Below are 11,271 nucleotides of genomic sequence, written 5' to 3'. Positions count from 1 at the left end.
TCAACCGAGATCGGTGGTCCGGTTGGCCACGTCGACGTGATCGGGTGGTGCTTCCACATGGATCACCGGCAGGATCCGGTCTAACCAGCGGGGAAGCCACCAGTTCCGGTCGCCGAGCAGTTCCATGGTGGCGGGGACCAGCAACATCCGGACCACGGTGGCGTCGAGAAGCACCGCGGTGGCCAGACCCAGCCCCATCAGCTTCACCACCCGGTCGGTCTCCAGCAGGAACGAGCCGAACACCACCACCATGATCAGGGCGGCGGCGGTGATGACGCGGGCGGTCAGAGCCAACCCGTCTCCCACCGCCGAGGCGTTGTCTCCGGTCCGGTCGTATTCCTCCTTGATCCGAGACAGCAGGAAGACCTCGTAGTCCATGGACAACCCGAAGACGATGGCGAACAGCATCATCGGGATGAACGGTTCGATCGGTCCACCTCCAGACACACCGATCAACGATCCACCCCAGCCCCACGAGAAGACGGCAACGGCCACGCCGTAGGCCGCCCCGATGGACAGCAGGTTGACGAACACCGCCTTGAGCGGAACCAGGATCGATCGGAACACCGCCATCAACAAGATGAACGACAAACCGAGGATCACGCCGAAGAAGATCGGGTACCGCTCGGCCAGGTATTCCGAGAAGTCGACGCCGATGGCCGTGCCCGACGACACCAACACATCCAGACCGGTTCCCTTGGTCGCGTCCTCCAAGACGGTGTCACGCAGTTCGCGCACCAGCGAATAGGTGGCGGCGTCCTGAGGGGCAGTCTCGGGGATGGCGAACCAGCGGGCAACGGTGCCGTCCTGGGACGTCATGGCCGGAGACACGAAGGCGATGCCGTCGGTGGCCGCCACCGCCCTCGACACCGCTTCGAGCGCCTTGGGATCGGTCCCGTCCGGAACCTCGCTGACCAGCAGGAGCGGACCGTTGAACCCGGGACCGAACCCTTCGGCCAACAGGTCGTAGGCCTGGCGGGTGGTGGTGTGCTCGGGGTAGTTGCCCTCGTCGGAAAAGCCCAGGCGCAGGCTGAGGACGGGGATGGCCAAGAAGGCGAGGAGGGCGAGACCGCCGATGGCGATGGGCCACGGCCGACGCTGGACGAAACCAGCGAAGCGATACCAGAACGTGGTCCGCGGGTCCCGGGGTGGTCGGGGTTCGAGCGGCTGGTGCAGGGCCGGGATGAACGTGCCCACGACCAAGACGAGTACCGCCAGACCGAGGGCCCCAGCCGCGGCCGGGAACCCGAGTCCCAGACCCACCAGGGCCACCGCCACCAGGCCGGCGGCGACCAGGCCTCGGCGCCGCGTGACCTCCAGCTTGGAGCCAGCGAAGCCGAGCAGCGCAGGCAGGAGGGTGATGGACGCCGCCAGGGTGAAGGCCACGGCGATGGCCGATCCGACGCCGAGGCCGCGGATGAATCCCAGGCCCATGACGATCATGCCCAGGACCGAGATGATGACGGTGATCCCGGCGAAGATCACCGCCCGACCGGCGGTGTCGATGGCATGACCGGCGGCTTCCTCGCCCGGCATCCCCCGGTGAAGGTCCTCACGGAACCGGGTGACGATGAACAGGGCGTAGTCGATGCCCACCCCCAGGCCCAGCATCACGGCGATGGTCGAGGTGAAGTCGGGCATGGTCATCACGTTTGAGACCAGGCCCACGACCATCACCCCCGAGGCGATGCCGGCCACCGCCATGCCGATCGGCAAACCCATGGCCAGAACCGATCCGAAGGCCAAGATCAAGATGACGATGGCGAATCCGAGCCCCAGCACCTCTGACTCGGGCGGTTCGAACTCCCCGAATACCTGGCCCCCCAACTCGACGCGCAACCCGGCCTTCTCGGCGGCCGGGACCAGGAGCCTGACCTTCTTGCCGATGGCTTGCATATCTGCGAAGTCGGTGATCGTGGACGCGAACTGGACGTCGGCGTAGCCCAACTTCCCCGCCAGCGGACCATCGGCCACCACCTGGGTGGGGTTGTCGAAGGGACTGGTGACCTCGAGGCCTTCGATGGCGTCGGCCGCCTCCACCATTTCAGTGATGGCGGCGCGGGCCGCGGGATCGTCGAGCCCGCCTTCGGCGACGAACACAATGGTTCCTCGCTCTCCGGCCGACTCGCCCCCGAACCCCTTCTCCACCAAGTCGAAGCCACGGGTGGCTTCACTCTGGAAGTCGCCGAAGCTGGAGGAGTATCCGGTTCCGACCGAAGCGGTGGCGGCACCGAAGATGATGATCATGCCGACCCAACCCACTAGGACGCGGCGATGACGGCGATAGCACCAACGTCCCAGACGAAACAGGCTGGAACGGTCGGTGGCGGTCTCCTGGTGCATGGCTCCTACCGGGTTTGTGGCATCCGATGACAGATGTGGCCGCAACGGTCTACCGTCCCTGGTGCAGATACCCAACTTCGAGCCTTCGACGTCCGGGATCCGACACATAACAGGGGACAGAACTCGTGACCAGCCACCTCTCCCGGACCCGATCGCCACGGCATCGGGGGGCCGCAGCCGTGACCGCCGCCGCGCTCCTCCTGCTGGGTGGGGTCGCTGGCTGCTCCGACAACGGTGACGACAAGCCGGCGTCGACGACCCGACCCGTCGACGGCGGCGAGCTGATCGGTTCGGGTGACCGCTACGAGGCCACCATCAGGCGGGCCAGCGGCGGAGTACCCCACATCAGCGGGGACTCGATCGCGGACGTGGCCTTCGGTCAGGGCTATGCCAACGGCGAGGATCACACCTGTGACCTCGCCGACCAAGTGGTGAAGATCAAGGGCGAGCGCTCCAAGTGGTTCGGGGCGGGCGAAGAGAACGTGCACCTCGACTCCGACATCGCGTGGCGGACCATCGGCATCCACCAGAAGGCCACCGAGGAGTGGGCCGACGTCGACCCCGACGACCAGGCCCTGTTCGAGGCGTTCACTGCGGGCTGGAACCTGCACCTGAACGAAACCGGAGTCGACAAGATCGAAGGCTGGTGCAAGGGCCAACCTTGGGTGCAGGAGATCAAGGCATCCGATGCCTACGCCTATGCCCGCTCGGTGATCCTGTTGGCCAGCAGCGGCCAGCTCGCCCGCTACATCGCAGATGCCGTGCCGCCCGGCTCGCCCGCCGGGGACGCCACCACTACGTCCGCACCTGCCACCGCTCCCGCCCCGACCTCTTCGACCACAACCACCGCTCCGACGCCGTCCACGACAGCACCGGGAACCCGCGACCTCACCGCCGCCTCCGACCAGGTCGACCTGAGCCGGTTCGCCGAGTCGGTGTCGATAGCGGCACCGGCCGAGATCGGGTCCAACGGCTGGGCCATCGGTGCGGACCGCTCCACCTCCGGTGGCGGGATGCTGGTGGCCAACCCCCACTTCCCGTGGGAGGGCGAGCTTCGCTTCTGGGAGTCACATCTCACCGTCAACGATGGGCCCGACGTCTACGGCGTTCAGTTGGCTGGGCTGCCTGGCATCGGCATCGGCTTCACCGACCAGTTCGCCTGGACCCACACCGTGTCCGCCGGTAGCCGCTTCACCGCCTACCGCCTCGAGCTCCAACCCGGATCGCCCACCACCTACCGCTACGGCGATGAGTGGCGGGAGATGACCCCCACCACCTTCGACATCGAGGTGAAGGGTGAGGACGGAAAGGTGCAGACCCAAGAACACACGACCTGGGCCAGCCACTACGGACCGATCATCAACTTCCCCGGATTCGGTTGGTCCGACACGGCCACCATCACCTACCGCGACGCCAACATCGACAACGACGAGTTCGTCACCCAGTACTTCGGGATGCTCGAAGCCAAGTCCTTCGACGATTTCGTCGATGTGATGACCACCGCCAACGGGGTCCCGCTGTTCAACACCGTCGCCACTTCGGCCGACGGACGGGCCTGGTACGCCGACACGTCGGCCACCCCCAACCTGTCCGAGGAGGCATTGGCCGCCTACGAGGCGTCCCTGGCCACCGATCCCATCGTGAAGGTGGCGGCCGATAGCCGAGCCATCCTCCTCGACGGGTCAGACCCGATGTTCGAGTGGGTTGACGAACCCGGTGCCCGAGACCCCGGTCTGGTTCCCGCCTCACGTCAGCCTCGAGTCGAGCGCTCCGACTACGTGTTCAACGCCAACGACTCGTTCTGGATGCCCCACGCCTCGGCCTTGCTGTCGGGTGACTACTCACCGCTGCACGGTCGTCAGGAAACGGTGCGGTCGGTTCGTACCCGTGAGAACGCCACGGTGCTCGACGACACCACATCTTTCGGGGCCTCGGGCGAGGACGGCACCTTCGACCTCGACGAACTGGCCGCCGCCGCCATAGACAACGTCGGCTTCACGGCTCGGGCCCTGCTCGAACCGGTGGTGACCCGATGCCAGGCCGCCGCCGGCCCGGTCGCAATCCCTGCCATGGAAGGCACCGAGACCGCGGAGGGGCTCCCCGCGGCAACCATCGACATCACCGAGGCCTGCGACGTGCTGGCCGGCTGGAACGGGGTCTACGACTTGGACAGCGCCGGCGCCCCGCTATGGCGTGAGTTCATCCTCAAGTTCCCGGCCAAGGACCAGTACGACACCGGAAGCGGCACGCTGTGGGCCCAGCCCTTCGATCCCACCCGCCCGCTGGACACGCCATCGGGCCTAGCCCCTGCCCCGCCAGGAGCTCCGGACCCGGTGCTGGTGAACCTGGCCCGCGCCGTTCAAGCGCTGGAGGTGGCCGGCTTCGAGCCGAGCGCCAAGCTCGGTGATGTCCAGTTCACGATGCGCAACGGGCAGCGGATCCCGGTCCACGGCGGCACCGGCGTGGATGGCACCACCAACGTGGTGTCCACCAGCGGACGCCCCGGCACGATCCTCGACCCGGCCATGACCAACCGAAAGCTGGAGCCGTTGGTGGCCAACTCGGCGCTGTACCGGATGGACGGCGAGGTGGGAACTCCCATCACGTTCGGAAGCTCGTTCTTCATGACCCTCGCCTACGGAAAGGATGGCCCCGAGGCCCAGGCCTTCCTCGTCTACAGCGACACCGAGAATCCAGCCGACCCGGTGTTCACCGAAGCCACCGAGGCATTCCGGGACAAGAAGTGGCGTCCCATCGAGTTCCGCGAGGCCGACATAGCCAAGGGCACCCGCTCCACCCTCACGGTCAGAGGCTGATCCAAACCCCCCAGGGCCATGCACAAGGGCCCGAGCGGATAGGTCCAGTCGTCGTCGCGACCAGGTTGATCAGACCGAGGCTCCGCCACGGTTCAACCATGCCGTGCCTATGGGTCGGCTCGCCTCCTAGGCGCAGCTGGACAGCACGCGGCGTTCGAACTCGGCTGCGGGTTCGGGACGGGCCAACAGGAACCCTTGGGCCCGGGTACAACCCAGTTCCACCAAGGCCGTGACCTGATCTGGTCGCTCCACCCCTTCGGCGGTGACCGACGCATCGAGTGCCTCCGCCAACTGAACTGCGGTACGGACCACGGCCCGATCGATTGACGTAGCCGGGAGACCGGTGACGAACGAGCGGTCGATCTTCAGCGCGGTCAGCGGCAACTGCTTGAGCTGGAGCATCGACGAGTAGCCGGTACCGAAGTCGTCGATGGCCAACCCGATCCCGTTGCCGCGTAGCTGGTTGAAGAGCTCAGCAGAGCCCTTGGGGTCAGACAGCAGTGTGCTCTCGGTCAGTTCCAGGCACAACAGTTCGGGCGGATACCCGACGTCATGGAGGGTCTCGACCACCCGATCGGCGAAATCGCGGTTGCGGAGCTGATCTGCGGCCACGTTCACCCGCAGCACGAAACCGTCGGAGGCGACGGTCGATGTCCACGCTGCCGCCGTCCGGCATGCTTCGCGCAGCACCATCCAGCTCAATTCGGTGATGAGGCCGCGCTCCTCGGCCAACGGCACGAACTGCCCGGCCGACAACAACCCGAGGGTGGGGTGGGGCCAGCGCACCAACGCCTCGGCCCCGACCAGCCTCCCAGTCTCGAGGTCCCATTCACCCTGGAAGTGAACCTCCAATGCCCGGCGGCTCAACGCGTCGCGCAACTCGGCCTCTCGTCTGAGGGTGGCGCCGTCGTCGCCCTGCTCATAGGGGTTGTCCATCTCGACGGCGTTGCCACCGCGGGCCTTGGCTCGATACATGGCCACATCGGCTCGGCGTAGCAGCTCTCCTGGTCCCGCGGCCGCGGCCTCGGCCACGTGAACCACGCCGACGCTGGCTGTCACCCCCATGGCGTGACCGTCAACGTCGAACGGGGTGGCCAAGCTCTGGAGAAGCCGGTTCACCCGTTCGCGGGTGCTGTGCACCGTCGGGGATCGGTCGATCAACACCAAGAGCTCATCCCCGCCCAAGCGGCCCAGGACGGTGTGATCGTCAGCGGCGCCGGTCAGCCGGTCGGCGATCTTCTTGAGCAGGCGATCACCGGCGGCGTGGCCCAAGGCCTCGTTGACCAGCTTGAACCGGTCCAGGTCCACCAGAGCCAGGCCGAAACCCGCGCTGCGGTCACCGTTGAGACTGGTCAAGGCTTGGTGGAGGGCATCATCGAACGCCCACCGGTTTCCCAGCCCCGTCACCCTGTCGGTGTGGGCGTGCTCGGCCAGCAGGCGTTCGGCCTGGTTTCGCTGGAGGGCACCGGCCAGGAAGGTGGCCGCTGCTCGGGCGGTGGCGGTGGTTATCGAGTCGTGGGCCACGTCTCCCGTGATCGACTCCAGCAGAAGGATGCCGAGGAACGTGTCCTCGGCCAGCAGCGGTACCACCAGCATCGACTGGAGCCCGAAGTTGTTGAACGCCTTGCGCTCCTGGTCGGAGAGCGGAGCGGCCGAGACGTTGGCGGCGTCGAGGTGCAGCTCCACTCCATCCAACACTCGTCTCAGCGCCGGGAAGCTGTCGAGGTGGAACGATCTGGACAGCCCGAAGCTTGGAGCCGAAGTGGGAGCGGCCGACTCGGCCCGCTTGACCAAGCGATCTCGCTCGTGGGGATCCACCGTCCACACCGACACCCGCCCGACCCAGTCCAAGGTCCCGACCTCTCGAGCGGCCTCGTCCAGTGCATCCTCGAAGCGGGACGTGGGCGCGTGCAGCACGATGGACGCCAGCCGGGACAGACGGTCCTCGACGAGTAGGCGATAGCGGAGCCTTCGAACCTCCTCGCTCCGGTCGGCCGGGTCGTAGAGGGTGATGACAATGGACCCCAGCGTCCCCATGTCCACCCCGATCTGGGCGTCGTAGCAGACCTCGCGCCACGTGCCGTCGGCGGTCCGAGCCCGGATGCGGTGTCCCAACGGCGTGCCTCGACGTCCATCCCATCGGGCCAGCCCGGCCGCCACCACCGGCAGGTCGTCGGGGTGGACGAAGCTGAACAGGTCCTTGCCCAGGAGGCTGTCGGGGTCATAGCCCAACAAGCCCCGCACTCCTCCGCTGACAAAGCTGGCCAGGCCATCGCCGTCCATGCATATGACGGTCTCAGAGAGATAGTCGAACAGAGACCGGAACGCCGCGGGACTCAGGGTGACCTCGGTGACCGGATCAGTGGGTTCTCCGGGTCCGGTCCAAGGCGTCGTGAAGACCGCGGCGTCGCCAACGCTGCCGCCATTGGGCTGCATCGGATGATCCATGGGGTTCCCCTTCCCCGAAGGTGACCGCAGGCTAGACCTCCGGCCGGTCTCGTGCGCCGGAAACGTCAGCAGCCATCCGAGGCAGAGGTGGACCATCGAGGTCCATCGACGTTCCGAGGTCGAGTGACGAGGTACGTCCGGCTTCATCGTCACTGCCACCTGAGAAGATGGTTGCCGCCTCCCCGGTCGTGTCGTCGGGCTCTGCCCGCACCCCAAGGACCACCATGACCACACCCAACCCCCCCTCCCCCACCACCAACGGCCAAGCCTGGCTGGGCCGGGTTCAGGCCCTGCTGGCCAAGGCCGAACGTACCGAGTTCCCACAAGAGGCCGAAGCGTTGCTGGCCAAGGCCCAGGACCTCATGTCCCGCCACGCCATCTCAGAAGCGATGGTCGAGGCTGGCCGAGGTTCCGCCACTGCCTCCGAATCGGTCACCACCCTCAAGATCACGATCGACGCGCCCTACGCCAGCGCCAAGCGCACCCTGCTGGGCGCGGTGTCGGCGGCCAACAGTTGCCGCACCGTTTACCTAGGTGGTGCGGCTGGCACCCAGATATGTCACGTGTTCGGCCATCGGGGTGAACTGGCCAACGTCGAGACCCTCTTCGCCAGCCTCTCGGTCCAAGCGGTTCGGGCCATGGTGGCCGCTCCGGTACCGCCGGGAGACACACCCAGGCGTTTTCGTCACGCCTTCCTGCTGTCCTATGCCACCAGGGTCGGTCAGCGCCTCAGAGAGGCCGGCGAGAAGGCCCGTGCCGAAGCCGCCGCGGTGGGCGGGTCCGGGGTGGCCTTGATGCTGGCCGACCGAGACGCCGCGGTAGATGAGGCTTTACGAGAGGCCTACCCTCGCACCCGTACGGCGAGACTCTCGGCATCCTCGGGCGCAGGCTGGCGCAGCGGGCGGTCGGCTGCTGATCGGGCCGGGCTGGGTCAGCGCGGCCTCGGGTCGTCGAGTCGAGCCCTCGGGGCGGGCTGAGCGAAACTCAGCTCCGGGGAACGTCCTTCCACGGGAGTTCCTTGTCGGTGCGCGGCTCTCCCGGAAGTCCCAGGACCCGTTCACCGAGGATGTTGCGCTGGATCTCACTGGTGCCCCCCTCGATCGAGTTCGCTCGGGCACGAAGGAACATCTTGCGGGACGAGCCGGGAGGACCCACCAAGCCGAGGTTCTCAGACCGGCGCATCTCGTAGTCGGCACCGACGGTGGCGGCCGGGCCCAGCAGATCCACGCACAGCTCGTAGATGTCCTTGTTCACCTCGGCGAACATGAGCTTGGCGATCGAGCCCTCGGGCCCGGGGTTCCCCGCCTTGCGGTTCTGTGAGGCCCGGATGTTGGTCAGACGCAACACCTCCGCCCTGATCCACAGATCCATGAGACGGTCCCGCGCCACCGGGGACCGCTCGACGTGGGGTTCGTCCCGCCAGATCCTCACCGCCTCGGCGATAGCGCCCGAACCACGAGCGGGTACTCCGCCGCCACCACCGATGGTGGTGCGCTCGTTGGACAGGGTGGTCATCGAGACTCGCCAGCCTTCGCCCACGTCGCCGATGCGGTCGGAGTCCGGAACCCTCACCTCGGTCAGGTAGACCTCGTTGAACTCGGCCTCTCCGGTGATCTGACGCAACGGACGCACTTCCACCCCTGGGGCGTGCATGTCCAAGGCGAAGTACGTCATGCCCTTGTGCTTGGGGGCATCGGGGTCGGTGCGGGCCACCAGCATCCCCCGATTGGCCAGGTGAGCCAGGGTGTTCCACACCTTCTGGCCGGTGATCACCCATTCGTCCCCGTCGCGAACGGCCTTGCAGGCCAGACCGGCCAGGTCCGAGCCAGCACCGGGCTCACTGAAGAGTTGGCACCAGGCGTCCTCCCCGGTGAACATCGGTCGTAGCAGCCGGGCCCGCATTGCGTCATCGCCGTGGGTTACCACCGTCGGCCCGGCCATGGTCAACCCGAAGAAGTGACGGGCCTCGGGTGAACGGGCCCCGGCCGCCCGCAACGCAGCGTCGATCGTCTTTTGATGAGAGGGAGGAAGCCCCAGCCCGCCCCACCCTTCGGGGAAATGGACCCAAGCCAGGCCCAGGTCGTACTGGCGACCCCGAAACTCGACGGGGTCGCCGAATCGGGCATCGCCGACTCCCAGAAGCTGGTCGATTCGATCCTGGACCAGAGCCTCGGCGCTGATGGACGGGTCGGTGACGGTCATGGCGCTACACCCCCTGTGTGCACGTTTGCCCAACGGACCGTATCGCCCAACTTGACCGCCGGGTCAAGCCAGGGCGCCGCCACCTGGCCGTCGTCGAGCTCAGTCTTCGGCCGGAGCCAACATGGAGAAGTCGACGAATGCCCGTTGGCTGGTGATGCGGGCTTCGTCATCGAAGGTCATCACGTCTATGGCCGGAAGGCTGAAGGTGACCCCACCCAGAGTCGGACGAGCGTGGAACCGGAACGAGGCTTCATGACCGAGCACTATCACCGGACCGTCGGCCCGCAGCTCGACGCTGTCGGCCGAGGCCTGGCTCTGGTCGTAGAACTCGGCGATCTCGTCGATGCCGTGTCGAACCGGCGAACCGACCGGGTCCTCCAAGGTGGCGTCGGCGGACCACAGGGCCAACCAGCCAGCACGATCATCCTTGAAGGTAGCCACGTATCGGGCGACGGTCTCTCGGATCTGATCTGGTTCGGCCATGGCCGGCAACGTACCCGACGTAGGGCTGAGGTTCTCCCCGAATGCAGCCCTACCCTGCCGAGATGTCCGCAACCATCGGAGCCTCCGAGTTCGACACCGCCACCACCAGCACCCGCCGACCAGGCCTCCCGGTGTACGACCTGAACGTCGACGCTGGCTGGACTGTCGGCCCCAAACCCAACGGTGGGTACCTTCTGGCCGCCCTAGTCCGCGCTGCCGCCGACGAGGTGGTCACCGACGGTGCCGACCACCCCCATCCCCTGGCCGCCACCGCCCACTTCATGAGGGCCCCCGACCCAGGCCCGGCCGAGATCGCAGTACAGATCCTCCGGTTGGGCCACGGCGCCAGCCAAGCCCGGGCCACGCTCTCCCAGGCCGGCCGAGCCTGCGTCGATGTGGTGGTAACCCTCGGCCGCCTGGAGCAACCCGATCGATCCTCACCCCCGTGGTGGACCGGACCCGACCCCTTCGAAGTCGCTCCGCCCGAGTCCTGTCACCGCATGCCCAGCGCACCACCGGGAAGCGGGTTCACGATCCCGGTGATGGATCGGGCCGACACCCGTCTCGACCCGGCGTGTCTGGGCTTCGCCTTCGGTCAACCGACGGGGCGAGGTGAGCTGAAGGGCTGGATTTCGCTGGCTGACGGTCGTCCCGCGGACCCCTACTCCCTGCTGTTCTTCCTCGATGCATTGCCGCCCGCCACCTTCGACCTGGCCCCCACCGGTTGGGTGCCGACACTGTCGCTCACCGCCTACGTCCGGTCCTGGCCTGCTCCGGGCCCGTTGCGCGTCCGCCAGTATGTGCAGTCGGTACACCACGACCGCATCGACGAGGTCTGCGAGCTGTGGGACAGCGCGGGCCACCTGGTAGGCCAGGCCACCCAACTCGCCGCCATCCGCTTCCCCGAGGGCGCCGAACCACCCCCGAAGGCTGCCCCGAGTCCCCGACGGGCCTGACTTCTGGCGAGCCGGTACCCATC

Annotated in this window: 7 protein-coding genes; 3 read left to right on the top strand and 4 right to left on the bottom strand. The window is 67.1% G+C overall.

Annotation, left to right across the window (positions count from 1 at the left end; translation table 11 throughout):
- Positions 1-2,343 carry an MMPL family transporter gene (locus tag IPG97_05880; protein MBK6856086.1) on the bottom strand — a complete coding sequence of 781 codons (2,343 nt, stop codon included), beginning with the start codon at positions 2,341-2,343 and terminating at the stop codon, positions 1-3.
- A 179-nt stretch (positions 2,344-2,522) separates the two neighbouring features.
- Between IPG97_05880 and IPG97_05875 the strand changes: the two genes are divergently transcribed.
- Positions 2,523-5,159, top strand: coding sequence for a penicillin acylase family protein (locus IPG97_05875; protein ID MBK6856085.1), 2,637 nt, complete (start codon positions 2,523-2,525; stop codon positions 5,157-5,159).
- Positions 5,160-5,285: 126 nt separating this feature from the next.
- Here the strand turns inward: IPG97_05875 and IPG97_05870 are convergent, their stop codons facing one another.
- Positions 5,286-7,607 carry an EAL domain-containing protein gene (locus tag IPG97_05870; GenBank protein MBK6856084.1) on the bottom strand — a complete coding sequence of 774 codons (2,322 nt, stop codon included), beginning with the start codon at positions 7,605-7,607 and terminating at the stop codon, positions 5,286-5,288.
- Between the two features lie 224 nt (positions 7,608-7,831).
- On the opposite strand from IPG97_05870, the gene IPG97_05865 reads away from it, so the two are divergent.
- Complete coding sequence (locus IPG97_05865) at positions 7,832-8,584, top strand: DUF2786 domain-containing protein (protein ID MBK6856083.1); 753 nt, start codon at positions 7,832-7,834, stop codon at positions 8,582-8,584.
- 7 nt (positions 8,585-8,591) lie between these two features.
- Here IPG97_05865 and IPG97_05860 read toward each other — a convergent pair whose 3' ends face one another.
- Both IPG97_05860 and IPG97_05855 read right to left on the bottom strand, forming a co-directional pair.
- A complete protein-coding gene (locus tag IPG97_05860) occupies positions 8,592-9,809 on the bottom strand; it encodes an acyl-CoA dehydrogenase family protein (GenBank protein ID MBK6856082.1) in 1,218 nt (405 codons plus the stop codon).
- A 99-nt stretch (positions 9,810-9,908) separates the two neighbouring features.
- Positions 9,909-10,292, bottom strand: coding sequence for a nuclear transport factor 2 family protein (locus IPG97_05855; GenBank protein ID MBK6856081.1), 384 nt, complete (start codon positions 10,290-10,292; stop codon positions 9,909-9,911).
- Between the two features lie 62 nt (positions 10,293-10,354).
- Here IPG97_05855 and IPG97_05850 point away from each other — a divergent pair, with 62 nt between their 5' ends.
- Entirely contained in the window at positions 10,355-11,248 is an 894-nt protein-coding gene (locus IPG97_05850) for a thioesterase family protein (GenBank protein MBK6856080.1), read from the top strand.
- Positions 11,249-11,271 lie beyond the last annotated feature (23 nt).

Source organism: Microthrixaceae bacterium, from assembly GCA_016702505.1.
GTDB lineage: Bacteria > Actinomycetota > Acidimicrobiia > Acidimicrobiales > Iamiaceae > Aquihabitans.
The sequence above is the reverse complement of the archived record's forward strand: the minus strand, read 5'-3'. Positions and strand labels throughout refer to the sequence as shown.